At 58.8% G+C, this 21005-nt stretch carries 18 protein-coding genes; 14 read left to right on the top strand and 4 right to left on the bottom strand.

Annotated features, from left to right (window positions below):
* Window positions 1-29 precede the first annotated feature (29 nt).
* The 4 genes from ACLH0J_RS25660 to ACLH0J_RS25645 all read right to left on the bottom strand — a co-directional run bounded on the left by ACLH0J_RS25660 (window position 30) and on the right by ACLH0J_RS25645 (window position 3642).
* The gene (locus ACLH0J_RS25660) at window positions 30-770 is read right to left on the bottom strand and encodes a YciK family oxidoreductase (RefSeq protein WP_411389600.1); all 741 of its coding nucleotides are present in this window, start codon (window positions 768-770) and stop codon (window positions 30-32) included.
* A gap of 102 nt (window positions 771-872) precedes the next feature.
* Complete coding sequence (gene mupP / locus ACLH0J_RS25655) at window positions 873-1544, bottom strand: N-acetylmuramic acid 6-phosphate phosphatase MupP (RefSeq protein ID WP_411389599.1); 672 nt, start codon at window positions 1542-1544, stop codon at window positions 873-875.
* Window positions 1545-1548: 4 nt separating this feature from the next.
* On the bottom strand, window positions 1549-2247 hold the full coding sequence (gene ubiG, locus ACLH0J_RS25650) for a bifunctional 2-polyprenyl-6-hydroxyphenol methylase/3-demethylubiquinol 3-O-methyltransferase UbiG (protein ID WP_010566496.1): 699 nt from the start codon (window positions 2245-2247) through the stop codon (window positions 1549-1551).
* Window positions 2248-2310: 63 nt separating this feature from the next.
* Entirely contained in the window at window positions 2311-3642 is a 1332-nt protein-coding gene (locus tag ACLH0J_RS25645; RefSeq protein WP_411389598.1) for a TRZ/ATZ family hydrolase, read from the bottom strand.
* 109 nt (window positions 3643-3751) lie between these two features.
* Between ACLH0J_RS25645 and mtnA the strand changes: the two genes are divergently transcribed.
* The 14 genes from mtnA (at window position 3752) to wecB (ending at window position 20967) form a co-directional block, all read left to right on the top strand.
* A complete protein-coding gene (gene mtnA / locus ACLH0J_RS25640; RefSeq protein WP_411389597.1) occupies window positions 3752-4828 on the top strand; it encodes an S-methyl-5-thioribose-1-phosphate isomerase in 1077 nt (358 codons plus the stop codon).
* A gap of 303 nt (window positions 4829-5131) precedes the next feature.
* Entirely contained in the window at window positions 5132-7786 is a 2655-nt protein-coding gene (gene gyrA / locus ACLH0J_RS25635; RefSeq protein ID WP_411389596.1) for a DNA gyrase subunit A, read from the top strand.
* 136 nt (window positions 7787-7922) lie between these two features.
* The gene (gene serC, locus ACLH0J_RS25630; RefSeq protein ID WP_411389595.1) at window positions 7923-9008 is read left to right on the top strand and encodes a 3-phosphoserine/phosphohydroxythreonine transaminase; all 1086 of its coding nucleotides are present in this window, start codon (window positions 7923-7925) and stop codon (window positions 9006-9008) included.
* Window positions 9008-10102 (top strand): prephenate dehydratase, encoded by a 1095-nt coding sequence (pheA, locus tag ACLH0J_RS25625; protein ID WP_271674300.1) that lies wholly within the window; start codon window positions 9008-9010, stop codon window positions 10100-10102. Before serC ends, pheA begins: the two co-directional genes overlap by 1 nt.
* 9 nt (window positions 10103-10111) lie before the next feature.
* A complete protein-coding gene (hisC, locus tag ACLH0J_RS25620) occupies window positions 10112-11224 on the top strand; it encodes a histidinol-phosphate transaminase (RefSeq protein ID WP_271674299.1) in 1113 nt (370 codons plus the stop codon).
* Between the two features lie 28 nt (window positions 11225-11252).
* Window positions 11253-13463 carry a bifunctional prephenate dehydrogenase/3-phosphoshikimate 1-carboxyvinyltransferase gene (locus tag ACLH0J_RS25615; RefSeq protein ID WP_271674316.1) on the top strand — a complete coding sequence of 737 codons (2211 nt, stop codon included), beginning with the start codon at window positions 11253-11255 and terminating at the stop codon, window positions 13461-13463.
* Window positions 13460-14149 carry a (d)CMP kinase gene (gene cmk / locus ACLH0J_RS25610; protein WP_277783914.1) on the top strand — a complete coding sequence of 230 codons (690 nt, stop codon included), beginning with the start codon at window positions 13460-13462 and terminating at the stop codon, window positions 14147-14149. The genes ACLH0J_RS25615 and cmk overlap by 4 nt, the downstream gene beginning before the upstream one ends.
* Window positions 14150-14268: 119 nt before the next feature.
* Complete coding sequence (gene rpsA / locus ACLH0J_RS25605; RefSeq protein WP_010566505.1) at window positions 14269-15963, top strand: 30S ribosomal protein S1; 1695 nt, start codon at window positions 14269-14271, stop codon at window positions 15961-15963.
* 161 nt (window positions 15964-16124) lie between these two features.
* Window positions 16125-16409 carry a hypothetical protein gene (locus tag ACLH0J_RS25600; RefSeq protein ID WP_411389594.1) on the top strand — a complete coding sequence of 95 codons (285 nt, stop codon included), beginning with the start codon at window positions 16125-16127 and terminating at the stop codon, window positions 16407-16409.
* A 132-nt stretch (window positions 16410-16541) separates the two neighbouring features.
* The gene (ihfB, locus tag ACLH0J_RS25595; protein WP_003218804.1) at window positions 16542-16838 is read left to right on the top strand and encodes an integration host factor subunit beta; all 297 of its coding nucleotides are present in this window, start codon (window positions 16542-16544) and stop codon (window positions 16836-16838) included.
* Window positions 16839-16862: 24 nt separating this feature from the next.
* Window positions 16863-17084: a hypothetical protein gene (locus ACLH0J_RS25590; RefSeq protein WP_411389593.1), complete on the top strand. Its 222-nt coding sequence runs from the start codon at window positions 16863-16865 to the stop codon at window positions 17082-17084.
* A 550-nt stretch (window positions 17085-17634) separates the two neighbouring features.
* Window positions 17635-18669, top strand: a complete 1035-nt coding sequence (locus ACLH0J_RS25585) for a polysaccharide biosynthesis protein (protein WP_411389592.1) — start codon at window positions 17635-17637, stop codon at window positions 18667-18669.
* Window positions 18670-18672: 3 nt separating this feature from the next.
* Window positions 18673-19785, top strand: a complete 1113-nt coding sequence (wbjC, locus tag ACLH0J_RS25580; protein WP_411389591.1) for a UDP-2-acetamido-2,6-beta-L-arabino-hexul-4-ose reductase — start codon at window positions 18673-18675, stop codon at window positions 19783-19785.
* Between the two features lie 51 nt (window positions 19786-19836).
* Window positions 19837-20967, top strand: a complete 1131-nt coding sequence (gene wecB, locus ACLH0J_RS25575) for a non-hydrolyzing UDP-N-acetylglucosamine 2-epimerase (RefSeq protein WP_411389590.1) — start codon at window positions 19837-19839, stop codon at window positions 20965-20967.
* The last annotated feature ends 38 nt before the right edge of the window (window positions 20968-21005 follow it).

The raw sequence follows: 21005 nt of genomic DNA, 5'->3' as shown, positions 1-21005 counted from the left end.
CCCTCCCACATTGGGTTCAACGGTGTGCCTTACTGCGCGTCAAACGCCTGCCCATTGATGCCGGTACTGTCCGGCCCCATCAGGTACAGGTACACCGGCATGATTTCTTCCGGCGTCGGGTTGTCGCTCGGGTTTTCCCCTGGATACGCCTGGGCCCGCATGCTGGTGCGCGTGGCGCCGGGGTTGATGCTGTTGGCGCGCACCGGAGCGACGTTTTCGAGCTCGTCGGCCAGGGTTTGCATCAAACCTTCGGTGGCGAATTTCGACACGCCATAGGCGCCCCAATACGCCCGGCCCTTGCGGCCCACGCTGCTGGAGGTGAACACCACCGAGGCGTCCTGGGACAGCTTGAGCAGCGGCAGCAGCGTACTGGTCAGCATGAACATCGCGTTGACGTTGATGTGCATCACCCGCATGAAGTTCTCACCGGACAACTGTTCGATCGGCGTGCGTGGGCCGATGATCGAGGCGTTATGCAGCAGGCCGTCGAGGTGGCCGAACTCCTTTTCGATCATTGCGGCCAGCTCATCGTATTGATGGGGCAGGGCGGTCTCCAGGTTGAACGGGATCACCACCGGTTGCGGATGGCCGGCGGCTTCGATCTGGTCGTACACCTGAGCCAGGTTGGCCTCGGTCTTGCCCAACAACAACACGGTTGCGCCATGGGCGGCATAGGTTTTCGCCGCCGCCGCGCCAATTCCACGACCGGCGCCGGTCACCAGGATGATCCGGCCTTTGAGCAGTTCCGGGCGTGCAGAGTAATCAAACATAAATAGCCTCGACAAAATTCAACATAGGCAAACACCGAACCTGCATGTCGCGAAGATCCCCTGTGGGAGGGGGCTTCATAGGTCAGCAGGACCGGTAGACCATCAGCAACTGCACAGGGCGTTATCCAGCACTTTGCGCAATTCCAGCGGGTGGTCCACCACCACATCGGCGCCCCAGTGGCGTGGGTTGTCATCCGGGTGGATGTAGCCATAAGTGACCGCCGCTGTACGCGTGCCGGCGTCGCGGCCGGACTCGATGTCACGCAGGTCATCGCCCACGAACAACACGCTGGCCGGGTCCAGGTCGAGCATTTTGCACGCCAGGATCAGCGGCTCCGGGTCCGGCTTGCTGTTCTTCACGTGATCCGGGCAAATCAGCAGCGCCGAACGCTCGGCCAGGCCCAGTTGCTGCATGATTGGCTCGGCGAAGCGCACCGGCTTGTTGGTGACCACGCCCCAGATCAAGTTGGATTTCTCGATGTCTTCCAGCAGTTCGGCCATGCCGTCGAACAAGGTGCTGTGGATCGCGCAGCCCTTGAGGTAGCGCTCCAGGAACTCCAGCCGCAGCTCTTCAAAGCCTGGGGATTGCGGGTCCATCGAGAAGGTGACGGCGACCATCGCCCGCGCGCCACCGGAGATTTCATCGCGGATGTGCTGGTCGTGGATCGGCTCCAGGCCGCGGTCGGCGCGCATGGCCTGGCAGATGGCGATAAAGTCCGGCGCGGTGTCCAGCAGGGTACCGTCCATATCGAAGAGAACCGCTCGCAACTTCACAGGCTTATTCCTCGCGCAGGGTCTGGATCATGTAGTTGACGTCAACGTCGCTGGCCAGCTTGTAGTGCTTGGTCAGCGGGTTGTAGGTCAGGCCGATGATGTCCTTGACGGTCAGTCCGGCCTGACGGCTCCACGCGCCCAGCTCGGACGGGCGGATGAATTTCTTGAAGTCGTGGGTGCCGCGTGGCAGCAGCTTCATGATGTATTCGGCGCCGATGATCGCGAACAGGTACGCCTTGGGGTTGCGGTTGATGGTGGAGAAGAACACCTGGCCGCCGGGCTTGACCATGCGGAAGCAGGCGCGGATCACCGAGGAGGGGTCCGGCACGTGTTCGAGCATTTCCAGGCAGGTGATCACGTCGAACTGTTCCGGCATTTCTTCGGCCAGGGCTTCGGCGGTGATCTGGCGGTATTCGACGTTCACCCCGGACTCCAACTGATGCAACTGGGCTACGGCCAACGGCGCTTCGCCCATGTCGATTCCCAATACGGTGGCGCCGCGCTGGGCCATGGCTTCGCTGAGGATGCCGCCGCCGCAACCGACGTCCAGCACTTTCTTGCCGGCCAGGCTGATGCGTTCGTCAATCCAGTTGACCCGCAGCGGGTTGATGTCGTGCAGGGGTTTGAATTCGCTTTCGCGGTCCCACCAGCGATGGGCCAGGGCTTCGAATTTGGCGATTTCGGCGTGGTCGACGTTGCTCATGGTGCATCCTCTAAATCTGATAAATCGGTGGGCGGTGCTGAACGCACGGGTTCAGCACCGGCGTTATTCGTGGTGCCCGCTGATGCGTTGGCCCCAGGCGATGGCCATGGCGGTCAACTGTTGCTCATCCATGCGGGTCAATTGCCGGTCGTCGAGCAACTGCTTGCCGGCGACCCAAAGGTGTTTCACGCAATCACGTCCGGTGGCATATATAAGCTGTGAGACCGGATCGTAGATCGGTTGTTGCGCCAGCCCAGAAAGATCAAAAGCCACGATATCCGCTGCCTTGCCCACTTCCAGTGAGCCAATCTCGCTTTCCAGGCCCATGGCACGGGCACCGTTGAGGGTGGCCATGCGCAGCGCGCGGTGCGCATCCAGAGCGGTGGCCGAACCGGCGACGGCCTTGGCCAGCAGCGCAGCGGTACGGGTTTCGCCCAACAGGTCGAGGTCATTGTTGCTGGCGGCGCCATCAGTGCCGATGGCCACATTGACGCCAGCTTGCCACAGACGCTCGACCGGGCAGAAGCCGCTGGCCAGTTTCAGGTTCGACTCCGGGCAGTGGATCACGCTGGTGTTACTTTCTACCAGCAAAGCCAGGTCGTCCTCGCTGATTTGGGTCATGTGAACGGCCTGGAAGCGCGGACCCAGCAGCCCAAGGCGACCCAGGCGCGCCAACGGACGTTCGCCGGTCTGTTCGACCGCCCGTTGTACCTCATGGGCGGTCTCGTGCAGGTGCATGTGGATGCCGGCGTCCAGCTCTTCGGCGATCACCCGGATCTTTTCCAGGTTGTCATCGTTCACTGTGTAGGGCGCGTGGGGGCCGAAGGTGACCTTGATGCGCGGGTGGTGCTTGAGGTCGCCGAACAGCTCGATGCCCTGGCGGATCGCCTCATCGGCACTGCTGGCACCGGGGATCGGGAAGTCGAGGATCGGGATCGCGATCTGTGCACGCATCCCGCTGTTGTGCACGCAGTCGCTGGCGATCTTGGGGTAGAAGTACATGTCGCAGAAGCAGGTAATGCCGCCCTTGAGCTGTTCGGCGATGGCCAAATCGGTGCCGTCGCGCACGAAGGCTTCGTCGACCCATTTGGCCTCGGCGGGCCAGATGTGTTTTTCCAGCCAGGTCATCAGCGGCAGGTCATCGGCCATGCCGCGAAACAGGCTCATCGCCGCATGCCCGTGGGCGTTGATCAAACCGGGGCTGAGCAGCATGCCCGGCAGCTCGCGCACTTCGCTGGCCGAAAGCTTCAAGGCCGCCGCCCGTGGGCCGATAAAGGCGATGCGCCCATCACGGATACCCAGGCCATGTTCCTTGAGCACCACACCGGCGGGTTCGACAGGTACCAGCCAGGTCGGCAGCAACAGCAAGTCGAGCGGGGCGGCAGTGGCGGTCATCGCGGGCTTCTTCCGGGGCAGCTATCAAAGAGGGGCGAAGTATACCCGAGCGTCCTGGCTGGCGGATCGCTATAATCGGCGGCTTTTGTTCATGAGAGCGGGGTGAGGGATGCGCGATCGACTGTTGGCAGCGGAGAGAGTGAAGGCCATCGATTGGCATGATGGCGCACTGCATCTGCTCGATCAGCGAGTGTTGCCGTCCCGGGAAAGCTGGGTGACCTGCTCGACGGTCGATGAAGTCGCAGCGGCCATTCGCTCGATGGTGGTGCGCGGCGCGGCGGCCATCGGTATCAGCGCCGCCTATGGTCTGGTGCTCGCGGCCCGTGCTCGAATCGCCGAAGGCGGTGACTGGCAGGCTGCGTGGGAGGAAGACTACGCGCTGCTGGCCGATACCCGTCCGACCGCGTCCAACCTGTTCTGGGCCCTCAAGCGCATGCGCGACCGCCTCGACCGCCTGAAGAAGCACACCGATCCGCTGGCGGTGCTGGAAGCCGAAGCCATCGCGATCCATGAAAGCGACCGCGAAGCCAACCTGACCATGGCGCAATTGGGCGTCGAGTTGATCCGCAAGCACCAGGGCAACGCCCAGGCCATCCTGACCCATGGCAATGCGGGCGCCCTGGCCTCCGGCGGGGTCGGCACCGCCCTGGGCGTGATCCGCGCCGCCTTCCTGGAAGGCATGGTCGCGCAGGTCTACGCCAACGAAACCCGCCCGTGGCTGCAAGGCTCGCGGCTGACCGCCTGGGAGTTGGCGGGCGAAGGCATTCCGGTCACGGTGAATGCCGACTCGGCGGGCGCGCATATCCTCAAGACCAAGGGTGTCACTTGGGTGATCGTCGGCGCCGACTGCATCGCCGCCAATGGCGATGTGATCAGCAAAATCGGGACTTACCAACTGGCGGTGTGTGCCATGCACCACGGGGTGCGCTTCATGGTGGTGGCGCCCAGCTCCACCCTGGATTTGATGATGGCCACCGGCGATGACGTTGCCCTGGAAGAACGCGATGCCGGCGAGCTGCTGGAAGTCGCCGGGCAGCGCTTTGCCGCGGATGTAAAGGCCTATAACCCGGTGTTCGACGTGACCCCGGCCGACCTGATCGACGTGATCGTGACCGAAAAGGGCATCGTCGAGCGGCCGGATACCGCCAAGCTGGCTCAGTTGATGTGCCGTAGACGTCTGCATTAAGCCTATTTGCCGCCGAAATCGGGGGTGGACCCGGCTCTGAGCCCCTCTCGTCGCCCTCAAGCCTGTCATCCGTCAACTTACTATGCTCCATGCCCATCAGGGGGATAGGTGCGTGGCGGCGATTGTGATAACATCCGGCGGTTTCCAGGGCCGCCCCGAGGGGTTGCCCATAACGTGCAGATCCGTGTCATAACTCGTTGATTTGTCGTAAGTCGTTGCCAGGCACTCTGCCGGCAGCGGCGAGCTTCGTTCGTCCCATATGGATGTGACGAGGTTTCACCCGAAAAAGGAATCAGGCTTCTCATGGGCGAACTGGCCAAAGAAATCCTCCCGGTCAATATCGAAGACGAGCTGAAACAGTCCTACCTCGACTACGCGATGAGCGTAATTGTCGGTCGGGCACTGCCTGATGCGCGCGATGGCTTGAAGCCCGTGCACCGGCGTGTGCTGTTCGCGATGAGCGAGCTGGGTAACGACTGGAACAAGCCGTACAAGAAATCTGCCCGTGTTGTCGGTGACGTGATCGGTAAGTATCACCCTCACGGTGACACTGCGGTGTACGACACCATCGTTCGGATGGCCCAGCCGTTTTCCCTGCGCTACCTGCTGGTAGACGGTCAGGGTAACTTCGGTTCGGTCGACGGCGACAACGCCGCGGCCATGCGATACACCGAAGTGCGCATGACCAAGCTGGCGCACGAGCTGCTGGCCGACCTGCACAAAGAAACCGTGGACTGGGTGCCGAACTACGACGGCACCGAAATGATCCCGGCCGTCATGCCTACTCGGATTCCCAACCTGCTGGTCAACGGCTCCAGCGGTATCGCCGTGGGCATGGCCACCAACATCCCGCCGCACAACCTCGGTGAAGTCATCGACGGTTGCCTGGCCCTCATCGACAACCCTGAGCTGACCGTCGATGAGCTGATGCAATACATCCCCGGTCCTGACTTCCCGACCGCCGCGATCATCAACGGCCGCGCCGGCATCATCGAAGCCTATCGCACCGGTCGCGGCCGCATTTACATGCGCGCCCGCTCGATCATCGAAGACATCGACAAGGTCGGTGGCCGTCAGCAGATCGTCATCACCGAACTCCCGTACCAGTTGAACAAAGCGCGTCTGATCGAGAAGATCGCCGAGCTGGTCAAGGAGAAGAAGCTCGAAGGCATCACCGAGCTGCGCGACGAGTCCGACAAAGACGGTATGCGCGTGGTGATCGAGCTGCGTCGTGGCGAAGTGCCTGAGGTGATCCTCAACAACCTCTACGCCCAGACCCAGCTGCAAAGTGTGTTTGGTATCAACGTCGTGGCCCTGATCGACGGCCGCCCGCGCATCCTGAACCTCAAGGATCTGCTGGAAGCCTTCGTCCGTCACCGTCGCGAAGTGGTCACCCGCCGTACCGTGTTCGAACTGCGCAAGGCCCGCGAACGCGGCCACATCCTGGAAGGCCAGGCGGTTGCGCTGTCGAACATCGACCCGGTCATCGCCCTGATCAAGGCTTCGCCGACCCCGTCGGAAGCCAAAGAGGCGCTGACCAAGATGCCGTGGGAATCCAGCGCCGTCGTGGCGATGGTTGAACGCGCCGGTGCCGATTCCTGCCGTCCCGAGACCCTGGACCCGCAATACGGCCTGCGCGACGGCAAGTACTTCCTGTCGCCGGAACAGGCCCAGGCCATCCTGGAACTGCGCCTGCACCGCCTGACCGGCCTTGAGCACGAGAAGCTGCTGGCCGAGTACCAGGAGATCCTCAACCAGATCGGCGAGTTGATCCGCATCCTCAGCAGCGCTGTGCGCCTGATGGAAGTGATCCGCGAAGAACTGGAAGTGATCCGTGCCGAATACGGCGACGTGCGCCGTACCGAAATCCTTGATGCCCGTCTCGACCTGACCCTGGGTGACATGATCCCGGAAGAAGAGCGCGTCGTGACCATCTCCCACGGTGGCTACGCCAAGACCCAGCCTCTGGCTGCCTACCAGGCCCAGCGTCGTGGTGGTAAAGGCAAATCGGCTACCGGCGTGAAGGATGAGGACTACATCGCTCACCTGCTGGTCGCCAACAGCCACACCACGCTGCTGCTGTTCTCCAGCAAGGGCAAGGTGTACTGGCTCAAGACCTACGAAATCCCGGAGGCCTCCCGTGCCGCCCGTGGTCGTCCGCTGGTCAACCTGCTGCCGCTGGACAGTGATGAATACATCACCACCATGCTGCCGGTCGAGGAATACACCGAAGGTCACTTCATCTTCATGGCCACCGCCAAGGGCACCGTGAAGAAGACCCCGCTGGAATCCTTCAGCCGTCAACGCAGCGTGGGCCTGATCGCCCTGGAGCTGGACGAAGGCGACGTACTGATCTCCGCCGCCATCACCGATGGCGAGCGTGAAGTCATGCTGTTCTCCGACGGCGGCAAGGTCACCCGTTTCAAGGAATCCGACGTTCGCGCCATGGGCCGTACCGCCCGCGGTGTGCGCGGCATGCGCCTGCCGGAAGGGCAGAAGCTGATTTCGATGCTGATCCCGGAAGAAGGCAGCCAGATCCTTACCGCATCCGAGCGTGGTTATGGCAAGCGTACCGCCATCAGCGAGTTCCCGGAGTACAAACGTGGCGGCCAGGGCGTGATCGCCATGGTCAGCAACGACCGCAACGGCCGTCTGGTCGGCGCGGTCCAGGTGCTCGATGGCGAGGAAATCATGCTGATTTCCGACCAGGGCACCCTGGTGCGTACCCGCGTGGCTGAAGTGTCGAGCCTGGGCCGTAACACCCAGGGCGTGACCCTGATCAAGCTGGCCAAGGACGAAAAACTGGTCGGCCTGGAGCGTGTCCAAGAGCCATCGGAAGTCGAAGGCGAAGAGCTTGAAGGTGAAGCGTTTGAAGGCGAGGTGATCGCCACTGGCGATGATAACGTCGACGAACCGACCCTCGACGCTGCCGCAGACGAAGAAGAACCGCAGGAATAAGCGGACACACAGGGGGCGGATGAAGATTCGCCCCTTGTTGTTTGTCCCCTTTGAAATATCAATGCTCCTACAGGCAGCGTTAGCAGTTAATATCCGATTTATTGCACCACCCCACCAGATCAGAGTGAGATTGGATGTGAGCAAGAGAGCCTATAACTTCTGTGCCGGTCCCGCGGCGCTTCCTGAAGCAGTCCTGCAGCGCGCGCAGGGTGAACTCCTCGATTGGCATGGAAAAGGCCTCTCTGTGATGGAAATGAGCCATCGCAGCGATGAGTTCGTGTCCATCGCCACCAAGGCCGAGCAGGACCTGCGCGACCTGCTGGACATCCCCTCCGACTACAAAGTGCTGTTCCTGCAAGGCGGCGCCAGCCAGCAATTCGCCCAGGTGCCGCTGAACCTGCTGCCCGAAGACGGCACGGCCGACTACATCGACACCGGTATCTGGTCGCAGAAAGCCATCGAAGAAGCTGCGCGCTACGGCAACGTCAACATCGCGGGTACCGCCAAGCCTTACGACTACTTCGCGATCCCAGGTCAGAACGAGTGGAAGCTGTCGAAGGATGCGGCCTACGTACACTACGTAGCCAACGAAACCATCGGCGGCCTGGAATTCGACTGGGTGCCGCAAGTGGGTGACGTGCCGCTGGTGTGCGACATGTCTTCGGATATCCTCTCGCGGCCTATCGATGTGTCCAAGTACGGCATGATCTACGCCGGCGCGCAGAAGAACATCGGCCCGAGCGGCATCCTGGTCAACATCGTCCGCGAAGACCTGCTGGGTCGCGCCCGTTCGTTGTGCCCGACCATGCTCAACTACAAGGTCGCGGCCGACAACGGCTCGATGTACAACACGCCGCCGGCGTTTGCCTGGTACCTCTCGGGCCTGGTGTTCGAGTGGCTCAAGGAGCAGGGCGGTGTGGCTGCCATGGGCAAGCTCAACGAAGTGAAGAAGCGCACCCTGTACGACTTCATCGACGCCAGCGGCCTGTACAGCAACCCGATCAACCTGACCGACCGCTCATGGATGAACGTGCCGTTCCGCCTGGCCGACGATCGCCTGGACAAGCCATTCCTGGTCGGTGCCGAGGCGCGTGGCCTGCTGAACCTCAAAGGCCACCGTTCGGTCGGCGGCATGCGCGCCTCCATCTACAACGCTGTCGACATCAACGCCATCAACGCGCTGGTGGCCTACATGGCAGAGTTCGAAAAGGAACACGGCTAATGTCTGAGCAAGAACTCAAGGCCCTGCGCGTGCGCATTGACAGCCTGGACGAAAAAGTCCTGGAGTTGATCAGTGAGCGTGCGCGCTGCGCCCAGGAAGTTGCACGGGTGAAGATGGCGTCCCTGGCTGAAGGCGAAGTGCCGGTGTTCTACCGGCCTGAGCGTGAAGCCCAGGTGCTCAAGCGTGTGATGGAGCGCAACAAGGGGCCGTTGGGTAACGAAGAGATGGCGCGGTTGTTCCGTGAAATCATGTCGTCGTGCCTGGCCCTGGAGCAGCCGCTGAAGGTGGCTTACCTCGGTCCGGAAGGCACCTTCACCCAAGCGGCAGCCATGAAGCACTTTGGCCATGCGGTGATCAGCAAGCCAATGGCTGCGATCGACGAAGTGTTCCGCGAAGTGGCGGCCGGGGCGGTGAACTTTGGCGTGGTGCCGGTGGAAAACTCCACCGAAGGTGCCGTCAATCACACCCTCGACAGCTTTCTCGAGCACGACATGGTGATCTGCGGCGAAGTCGAGCTGCGCATCCACCACCACCTGCTGGTGGGCGAGAACACCAAGACCGACAGCATCAGCCGCATCTATTCCCACGCCCAGTCCCTGGCCCAGTGCCGCAAGTGGCTGGATGCCCATTACCCGAATGTCGAGCGCGTGGCGGTGTCGAGCAACGCCGAAGCGGCCAAGCGGGTCAAGGGTGAATGGAATTCGGCGGCGATTGCCGGTGATATGGCGGCAAGCCTCTACGGCCTGACGCGCCTGGCCGAGAAAATCGAGGACCGCCCGGACAACTCCACGCGTTTCCTGATGATTGGCAGCCAGGAAGTGCCACCGACCGGCGACGACAAGACCTCGATCATCGTCTCCATGAGCAACAAGCCCGGCGCGCTGCATGAGCTGCTGGTGCCGTTCCACGACAACGGGATCGACCTGACACGCATCGAGACGCGTCCTTCGCGCAGCGGTAAATGGACCTACGTGTTCTTTATCGACTTCGTTGGCCATCACCGTGACCCGCTGGTCAAAGGCGTGCTGGAGAAAATCAGTCAGGAGGCCGTGGCACTCAAGGTGCTGGGCTCTTACCCGAAAGCGGTTTTGTGAGGCGTTAACATGAGTGCCAACTTCCTCGCCCTGGCTCAGCCGGGCGTGCAACAACTGTCGCCTTACGTTCCGGGCAAACCGGTGGACGAGCTGGCGCGCGAGTTGAACCTGGACCCGGCAAAGATCGTCAAGCTGGCCAGTAACGAAAACCCGCTGGGCCCAAGCCCCAAAGTGCTGGCGGCGATTCGTGAAGAGCTGGCCGAACTGACCCGCTATCCAGACGGCAATGGTTTTGCCCTCAAGTCCCTGCTGGCGCAAAAGTGTGGCGTCGAGCTGAATCAGGTGACCCTGGGTAACGGCTCCAACGACATTCTTGAGCTGGTCGGCCGTGCCTTCCTGGCGCCGGGCCTGAACGCCGTGTTCAGTGAGCACGCCTTTGCGGTCTATCCGATCGTCACCCAGGCCGTCGGTGCCGATGCGCGCGTGATTCCTGCCAAAGACTGGGGCCACGACCTGCCGGCGATGCTGGCCGCGATCGATGCCCAGACGCGCGTGGTATTTATCGCCAACCCGAACAACCCCACCGGCACCTGGTTCGATGAGCAGGCGCTGAACGAGTTCCTGCAAGACGTGCCGGAACACGTGCTGGTGGTGCTTGACGAAGCCTACATCGAGTACGCCGAAGGCGCTGACCTGCCGGACGGCCTGGACTTCCTGGCGGCCTATCCGAACCTGCTGGTGTCGCGCACCTTCTCCAAGGCCTATGGTCTGGCGTCGCTGCGCGTCGGTTACGGTTTGTCTACCGCGGTGGTCGCGGATGTATTGAACCGCGTGCGCCAACCGTTCAACGTCAACAGCCTTGCCCTTGCGGCGGCGTGTGCGGCGGTGAAGGATGTCGAGTACCTGGAAGAAGGCCGTCGCATCAACGAAAGCGGCATGCTGCAACTACAGGAAGGCTTCCGGGAGCTGGGCCTGAGTTGGATTCCCTCCAAGGGCAACTTCATTTGCGTCGACCTCGGCCAAGTGGCTGCGCCGGTGTTCCAGGGCTTGCTGCGCGAAGGCGTGATCGTGCGTCCGGTGGCCAACTATGGCATGCCGAACCACCTGCGTATCACCATCGGCCTGCCGGCTGAAAACAGCCGCTTCCTGGAGGCGTTGGCCAAGGTTCTGGCTCGTGGTTGATGTCACAGCACTGCAACCTGTTGTACCTATGATCGGTCGCCTGGTGGTGGTCGGCCTGGGATTGATCGGCGGCTCCTTCGCCAAAGGCCTGCGAGAGAGTGGGCTGTGTGGCGAAGTGGTCGGCGTGGACCTGGACCCGCAATCGCGCCAGTTGGCGGTTGAGCTGGGCGTGGTGGATCGCTGTGAGGCGGACCTGGCGCTAGCGTGCCAGGGCGCTGACGTGATCCAGCTCGCGGTGCCGATCCTGGCCATGGAGAAGTTGCTGGCGGCGTTGGCTGGCATGGACCTCGGCCAAGCGATCCTGACAGACGTCGGCAGTGCCAAGGGCAACGTCGTACGTGCGGCGCAGCAGGCTTTTGGCAGCATGCCGCCGCGCTTTGTGCCGGGGCATCCGATTGCCGGTTCCGAGCAGAGTGGGGTGGAGGCGTCCAATGCGCAGCTATTTCGCCGGCATAAGGTGATCCTGACGCCGCTGGAACAAACCGATCCTGCTGCGCTGGCCGTGGTGGATCGTCTCTGGCGCGAGCTGGGGGCGGATGTGGAGCACATGCAGGTCGAGCGCCACGATGAAGTGCTGGCGGCGACCAGTCATTTGCCCCACCTGTTGGCCTTCGGCCTGGTGGACTCCCTGGCCAAGCGCAACGAGAACCTCGAGATTTTCCGTTATGCCGCCGGTGGTTTCCGTGATTTCACGCGCATTGCCGGCAGCGACCCGGTGATGTGGCACGACATCTTTCTCGCCAACCGCGAAGCCGTGTTGCGCACTCTGGACACCTTCCGTAGCGACCTTGACGCCTTGCGCGACGCGGTCGATGCCGGGGATGGCCATCAATTATTGGGTGTGTTCACCCGTGCGCGGGTGGCGCGTGAGCATTTCAGCAAGATCCTGGCACGCCGGGCCTACATGGAAACCGCTGTGAACGCCGATGATCTGATCTTCCTCGCCAACCCGGGCGGCCGCTTGAGCGGGCGTCTCCGGGTGCCGGGTGACAAGTCGATCTCCCATCGTTCGATCATGCTCGGTTCGTTGGCCGAGGGCGTGACTGAGGTCGAAGGGTTCCTCGAAGGCGAAGATGCCCTGGCGACCCTTCAGGCGTTTCGCGACATGGGGGTCGTGATCGAGGGGCCGCACCATGGGCGCGTGACCATTTACGGTGTGGGCTTGCACGGCTTGAAGCCGGCGCCTGGGCCGATCTATCTCGGTAACTCCGGTACGTCCATGCGCCTGCTCGCCGGGTTGCTGGCGGCGCAGCGTTTCGACAGCGTGTTGACTGGCGATGCTTCCCTGTCCAAGCGTCCGATGAATCGCGTGGCCACGCCGCTGCGGGAAATGGGCGCGGTGATCGAGACCGGTCCTGAAGGGCGTCCGCCGCTGACCATTCGTGGTGGTCAAACCCTCAAAGGCATGTGCTATTCCATGCCGATGGCCAGTGCGCAGGTCAAATCCTGCCTGTTGCTGGCGGGTTTGTATGCCGAAGGCAAGACCTCGGTGACCGAGCCTGCGCCGACCCGTGACCATACCGAACGCATGTTGCACGGTTTTGGTTATCCGGTAGCGGTGGAGGGTGCGACAGCGTCGGTGGAGTCGGGTCATGGGTTGACCGCGACCCATATAGAAGTGCCGGGGGATATTTCCTCGTCGGCATTTTTCCTGGTGGCGGCTTCGATTGCCGAGGGTTCCGAGCTGTTGCTGGAGCATGTCGGCATCAATCCGACGCGCACGGGCGTGATCGACATCCTGCGGCTGATGGGCGCAGATATCAGCGTGGAGAACCCGCGTGAAGTGGGTGGTGAACCTGTGGCTGACCTGCGGGTGCGTGCGGCGGCACTCAAGGGGATCGAGATTCCCGAGGCGCTGGTGCCTTTGGCGATCGATGAATTTCCGGTGCTGTTTGTCGCAGCGGCCTGCGCTGAAGGGCGAACCGTATTGCGCGGTGCGCAAGAGCTGCGTGTGAAAGAGTCTGACCGTATCCAGGTCATGGCCGACGGTCTGCAGGCATTGGGGGTGAAGTGTGAACCGACTCCCGATGGGATTATCATCGACGGTGGCCCGATGGGCGGTGGTGAAGTGCATGCCCATGGCGATCACCGGATTGCCATGGCTTTCAGCGTGGCGTCCCTGCGGGCGGCGGCGCCGATTCGTATTCATGACTGCGCCAATGTTGCTACGTCTTTTCCGAACTTTCTTACACTGTGTGCCCAAGTCGGCATCCGTGTTGCCCAAGAGGCTCAATTGTGAATATCAAAGCACCGGTGATTACCATCGACGGGCCGAGTGGCTCGGGCAAAGGCACGATCGCCGGCATTCTGGCCAAGCGCCTGGGCTGGTGCCTGCTGGATTCCGGCGCGCTGTACCGCCTGTTGGCATTTGCCGCACGCAACCATGGCGTCGACCTGACCAACGAAGAATCCCTGAAGCTGCTGGCGGCGCACCTCGATGTGCAGTTCGTCGGTGCGACGGAAGGTCATCCTCAGCGCATCATCCTCGAAGGCGACGATGTGACCGATGACCTGCGCAACGAACAGGTCGGTTCCTGGGCATCCCAGGTTGCCGCGCTGCCGGCCGTGCGTGACGCATTGCTGCAGCGTCAGCGGGCGTTTCAGGAGCCGCCGGGCCTGGTGGCCGATGGCCGTGACATGGGCACCGTTGTGTTTCCGGATGCGCCGCTGAAGATTTTCCTGACCGCCAGTGCCGAGGAGCGAGCCCGCCGCCGTTACTTGCAGTTGAAGGGCAAAGTCGATGGTGTTAGTCTGTCGAGTCTGCTAGATGAGATCCGTGCACGCGATGAGCGTGATACCCAGCGCGCAGTAGCCCCGCTCAAGCCGGCGGCTGATGCCATACAGCTGGATTCCACGGAGTTGTCCATCGAGCAGGTGCTGGAACGCATCTTGAGTGAGATCGCCCTTCGCGATATCACCGGGTGACCAAGAAGGCCGCAGGGGACCAGTCATAGTCCTGTGGTGCTTCTTTTAATTGAAACTGACCCATACCGTCTGGGGTGTGGAGATGGGCGTATTCTTCGCCCTTATCAACAGGAATTAAAATGAGCGAAAGCTTTGCGGAACTCTTTGAAGAAAGCCTAAAAACCCTGAACCTTCAGGCAGGCTCCATCATCACCGGTGTTATCGTTGATATCGATTACCAAGCTCGCTGGGTAACCGTTCACGCTGGTCTGAAGTCTGAAGCTCTGATCCCGCTGGAACAGTTCTACAACGATGCTGGTGACCTGACTATCAATGTTGGTGACGAAGTTCACGTTGCTCTGGACTCGGTTGAAGACGGTTTCGGTGAAACCAAGCTGTCCCGTGAAAAAGCCAAGCGCGCTGAATGCTGGATTGTTCTCGAAGCAGCCTTCGCAGCTGAAGAAGTGGTCAAGGGCGTTATCAACGGTAAGGTTAAAGGCGGCTTCACTGTCGACGTTAACGGCATCCGTGCGTTCCTGCCAGGTTCTTTGGTCGACGTTCGTCCAGTGCGCGACACCACGCACCTGGAAGGCAAAGAACTCGAATTCAAGGTCATCAAACTCGACCAGAAACGCAACAACGTTGTCGTTTCCCGTCGCAGCGTCCTGGAAGCAGAGAACTCCGCCGAGCGTGAAGCTCTGCTGGAATCCCTGCAGGAAGGCCAACAAGTCAAAGGTATCGTCAAGAACCTCACCGATTACGGCGCATTCGTCGATCTGGGTGGCGTCGATGGCCTGCTGCACATTACCGACATGGCTTGGAAGCGTATCAAGCATCCGTCCGAAATCGTCAATGTTGGCGACGAGATCGATGTCAAGGTTCTGAAGTACGATCGTGAGCGTAACCGCGTTTCCCTGGGTTTGAAGCAGCTGGGCGAAGATCCATGGGTCGCTATCAAAGCTCGTTACCCAGAAAGCACTCGCGTAACCGCGCGTGTAACCAACCTGACCGACTACGGCTGCTTCGCTGAGCTGGAAGAAGGCGTGGAAGGCCTGGTACACGTTTCCGAAATGGACTGGACCAACAAAAACATCCACCCTTCGAAAGTCGTACAAGTCGGCGACGAAGTGGAAGTTATGGTTCTGGACATCGACGAAGAGCGTCGTCGTATCTCCCTGGGCATCAAGCAGTGCAAATCTAACCCATGGGAAGATTTCTCTGGCCAGTTCAACAAGGGCGATAAAATCTCCGGCACCATCAAGTCGATCACCGATTTCGGTATCTTCATTGGTCTGGACGGCGGCATCGACGGCCTGGTTCACCTGTCCGACATCTCCTGGAACGAAGTGGGCGAAGAAGCTGTTCGTCGCTTCAAGAAGGGCGACGAGCTGGACACCGTTATCCTGTCGGTTGACCCAGAGCGCGAGCGCATCTCCCTGGGTATCAAGCAACTGGAAAGCGATCCGTTCTCCGAGTACGTTCAAGAGAACGACAAAGGCGCAATCGTTAAGGGCACTGTGAAAGAAGTTGACGCCAAAGGCGCCATCATCACTCTGGCCGACGATATCGAAGCGACTCTGAAAGCCTCCGAAATCAGCCGTGACCGCGTTGAAGACGCGCGCAACGTTCTGAAAGAAGGCCAGGAAGTAGAAGCCAAGATCATCAGCGTTGACCGCAAGAGCCGCGTGATCCAACTCTCCATCAAGTCCAAGGACGAGATCGAAGAGAAAGAAGCTATCCAGAGCCTGCGCGACAAGCCAGCTACCTCTGACATCGCTTCGGGTCCGACCACTCTGGGCGACCTGCTGCGTGCACAAATGGAAAAACAGAACTGAGTTCTGTCAGACCATAGAAAAAGGGCGACTTCGGTCGCCCTTTTTTGTGTCTGAAATTTGTTGAAGCAACAAGCGAGAACCAAGAGGCGCCGGCGACGGTCAGAACTGACTATAGTCTTAACAAAAGCGCGTTGGGCGTTGTTGTTTCAATAAGGATTTGAATGAACAGGCTTATCGTAATATTCGCAGTGCTCATGCTAGCAGGCTGCTCTGCCACCAGCGCCAAGACTCATGCCAAGCGCGGCGTCAGCGGTATCGAGGTTGACTGTTCAGGTCTTGGCAATAGCTGGGAAAAGTGTGAAAAGCGCGCCGCCCGGGAGTGCAAGCAACAGGGCTACAAGGTGATCACCCGTTCCAGTGACGCCAAGGACGAGGAGGGCGACTACCTGTTCGGTTGGAACCCTGCTGGGGCCGTAACCCGTACCATGTTGGTGATCTGTAATTGAGCATGGAAAGAGCCTGCAAAGGCCTGCGATCTATCCCGCATATAAGTTGCCGGCTGGGCTGTTCAAATTCATCAAGTCATGCTAAAACCTTCGAAGCGCTTTTCCTAGCTGCTTGAAAAAGAAGGGAAAAATATGACGAAGTCGGAGTTGATCGAACGAATTGTCACCCATCAAGGGCTGCTCTCATCCAAGGATGTGGAGCTGGCTATCAAGACCATGCTTGAGCAAATGTCCCAGTGCCTGGCGACCGGGGATCGGATTGAGATTCGTGGTTTTGGGAGTTTTTCGCTGCATTACCGAGCGCCGCGTGTTGGGCGCAATCCCAAGACTGGACAATCTGTCAGCCTTGACGGCAAGTTCGTGCCTCACTTCAAACCGGGTAAAGAATTGCGCGATCGAGTGAACGAAGACGAGGAGGAAGGCGTCTGAGAACGTTTGGATCGGGAGAAGTTTATGCGTGGGTCTAAGCGTTTTGCATTAGTTGCTGTGATTTTATTCTTCGCTTTGGCCGTTATGGCTTTTGTGCTGGAAAATCAACAAGGTGTGGTGCTTTCGTTTCTCGGCTGGTCCACTCCTGAACTTCCGGTTTCCGTCATTGCAGCATTGGCATTGGTGGCGGGAATGCTCATCGGATTTGCGCCGGGCCTGATCGTCGGGCGCAAAAAAACTCGCTAAAAAAGCTGATCGGCTTTATGTAAAGCAGCGCTTTCGAATAAATATCGAGCGCCGTCTTCGTGTTTATATTTGATTTCTTTCAGCATTCAATTTCACTTGGCAGACGTAATCTTAAACGTGAGGCAAGGTTCTATCCTGTTTTTTGAATGCGGCGGTTAAGTTAGCGAAGAAATTGATCGTTTATCTATTTGAAAATATCCGCCATATCGAGATATTGCCCTGTCAGCGCTATTCTCCGTTTGTGCCAGCCAAGCTGGGTTCACGTCTCAAGGCAGTCAAAAAGGGTTTTGTTGCACGTCCGTTATCTGTGTTCGCTTTTGACTTTAAGGGCATAGGCCTTAAAATAGTCACTAATTTCCATACCTTTCACCTTTAACTGCACCACGCAGCGCTTGTTTTTCGGGCTGTTTGCTAGCGAGCTTCGACGTTTTCCTTGAGTCTCTCACCGTTGAGCATTCCAGGTGGCCTTTTGGCTTGCTGGTCGATAGGCATTAAGGTGAGTGGCCGGCTAGAAGCTTGTCGTGCTGTGCGCGTTGCTTTAGGACTTACTATGTTCAGCGGAAAAACGCTACTCATCACCGGTGGCACTGGCTCATTCGGCAACGCCGTTCTCAAGCGTTTCATCGACAGCAAAATTGCTGAAATTCGCATTTTTAGCCGTGATGAGAAAAAGCAGGATGACATGCGCAAGCGTTATGCCAATACCAAGCTGAAGTTTTACATAGGCGACGTGCGCGACTATCAGAGCGTTCTCAATGCGACCCGGGGTGTGGACTATATTTTTCACGCGGCGGCACTCAAACAAGTGCCGTCCTGCGAATTTCATCCTATGGAAGCGGTAAAAACCAATGTTATCGGGACCGAAAATGTCCTGGAGGCTGCCATTCAGAACGCCGTCAAGCGCGTGGTGTGCCTTAGCACTGACAAAGCAGTTTACCCGATCAATGCCATGGGTATTTCCAAGGCGATGATGGAAAAAGTCATGGTGGCGAAATCCCGCAACGTAGATGATGCGAAGACCGTCATCTGCGGCACGCGCTACGGTAATGTCATGGCTTCGCGCGGGTCTGTTATCCCGCTGTTCATCGAGCAGATTCGTGCAGATCGCGCGCTGACATTGACCGACCCTAGCATGACTCGCTTCATGATGACGCTTGCCGATGCTGTGGACCTGGTGCTGTACGCTTTTGAGCATGGTCGCAACGGGGACCTTTTTGTTCAGAAGGCGCCGGCTGCGACGGTCGAAACGTTGGCCAAGGCATTAACCGAAATGGTCGGCAAACCTGAGCACCCCATTCAAGTAATCGGTACTCGGCATGGCGAAAAGCTTTTTGAGGCGCTGTTGAGTCGTGAAGAAATGGCCTGCGCTGAAGACAAAGGCGACTATTACCGCATTCCTCCAGACTTGCGTGACCTGAACTATTCCAAGTTTGTGGAGCAGGGAGAGGAAAAGATCTCTCGTACTGAGGATTACAACTCCCACAATACAGAGCAACTGGATGTGGCGGGTATGCAACGCCTCTTGCTCAAGCTTGAGTTCATGCAGGCTATCCAGCGTGGCGAGCCAGCTACGCCGGAGGAGTGAACCATGAAGGTATTGATCACAGGGGCCAACGGTTTCGTCGGCAAGAACCTGATCGTGCACTTGAGTGAGCGAAAGGATGTCGAAGTTGTTGCTTTTACCAGGGATAACAGCGTCGCTCAGTTGCCCTCGTTACTCTCTGGCGTCGACTTTGTCTTTCATCTAGCCGGGGTCAATCGGCCGCAATCATCGGATGAGTTCAAGGTCGGTAACACCGATTTGACCCGTGCGCTCTGTGAGGCAATCAAGGCGAGCGGCAAACCTGTACCGGTGCTTTACACCTCATCGATCCAAGCTGACCGTGATAACTCCTACGGTGTCAGCAAGTTGGCCGCAGAGCAGGTTTTACAGGATTTACAGGCAAACCATGGCTCTAGGGTTTGCATCTTGCGCTTGCCAAATGTGTTTGGCAAATGGGCGCGGCCAGATTATAACTCGGCAGTTGCGACGTTCTGCCACAACATCACCCGTGGCTTGCCGATCCAGATCAATGACCGAGATGCCAGGATCGACCTGGTATATATCGATGACGTGATCGATTGTTTCATTCGTGTCATGGAGGCGGACTCAGCCACTGTTGTGGAGGTGTCTCCGGTATACAGCATCACGGTGGGGGCGTTGGCCGATCAGTTGTACACGTTCCGCGACAGCCGTGACACGCTGGTCAGTGAGGCTGTAGGTACGGGGCTGGTACGTGCACTTTACTCCACTTATGTCAGCTATCTGCCTGTTGAACAGTTCACCTATGACGTTGCAAAGTTTGCCGATCCGCGTGGTGTTTTCGTCGAAATGCTGAAGACCAAAGACAGCGGGCAGTTTTCCTACTTTACCGCGCACCCTGGTGTGACGCGTGGTGGTCACTATCATCACAGTAAGACCGAGAAGTTCCTGGTTATCAAAGGCAAGGCGTGCTTCCGTTTTCGCCATATCGTATCTGGCGAGTTCTATGAGCTATTCACCGAGGGTGAACAGACGCGCGTGGTGGAGACGGTACCTGGTTGGACTCACGACGTTACCAATGTCGGTGAAGAAGAGATGATCGTCATGCTCTGGGCCAACGAGATTTTTGATCGTGAGCGGCCGGATACTTTTTCGATGCCGGTTGGTACTCAAGCCTGAGGCCGGGTCTGTGGGGCCGGGCCGAGACCAATGATTCTGGAAGAGTGTGAGATGAAAAAACTGAAAGTTGTCACGGTTGTGGGTACACGCCCGGAGATCATTCGATTATCACGGGTGATGGCCAAGTTGGATGAACACTGTGAGCACATTCTCGTGCATACCGGGCAGAACTATGATTACGAACTGAACGAGATTTTTTTCCAAGATCTCGGTATTCGTAAACCGGATCACTTTCTCAATGCAGCTGGTACCAGTGGTGCACAGACTATTGGTAACGTGATCATTGCTGTGGACCGTGTTCTGGAGGAGGAAAAACCAGAGGCGCTTCTGGTCCTTGGTGACACCAATAGTTGCATGGCGGTGATTCCAGCCAAGCGGCGGAAAATCCCAACTTTTCATATGGAAGCCGGTAATCGCTGTTTCGATATGCGCGTGCCTGAAGAGATCAATCGTCGTATTGTCGATCACACCGCCGACATCAATTTGACCTATAGCAGCATCGCACGCGACTACTTGCTGCGTGAAGGTCTGCCGCCGGATATGGTGATCAAGACCGGTAGCCCCATGTTTGAAGTGCTCAATTACTACCGTGACGGTATCGAGGCTTCAGATGTGCTGGACCGTCTTGGCTTGAAGGCAGGTGCATTTTTTGTGGTGAGCGCACACCGCGAAGAGAACATCGACTCCGACAAAAATTTTCTCAAGCTGGTCGAGGTGCTGAACACCGTTGCTGCTCATTATGACTTGCCGGTGATTGTGACAACCCATCCACGTACGCAAAAACGCGTAGACGCCATGGGCGTTACCTTTCATAAAAATGTGCAGTTGCTCAAGCCGCTTGGCTTCAAGGATTACAACAAGCTTCAGCTGACTTCCAAGGTAGTATTGTCGGACAGCGGCACCATTAATGAAGAGTCGTCGATCCTGAATTTTCCGGCACTCAACCTGCGTGAGGCTCATGAGCGTCCGGAAGGAATGGAGGAAGCGGCGGTGATGATGGTTGGCCTGGAGGTCGAGCGTGCAATGCAAGGTTTGCAGCTTTTGGAAAGCCAGGCGGCAGGAGAGGAGCGGACATTGCGACTCGTGGCGGACTACAGCATGCCAAATGTTGCAGAAAAGGTTGTGCGGATTATTCATAGCTACCGCGACTACGTCATGCGCACTGTATGGAAGCAGTATTGATTGGATAGGTTCTCGCAGGAAAGGCCACTCAAGATTCT

Source organism: Pseudomonas sp. MPB23, from assembly GCF_046605395.1.
Lineage (GTDB): Bacteria > Pseudomonadota > Gammaproteobacteria > Pseudomonadales > Pseudomonadaceae > Aquipseudomonas.
The sequence above is the reverse complement of the archived record's forward strand: the minus strand, read 5'-3'. Positions and strand labels throughout refer to the sequence as shown.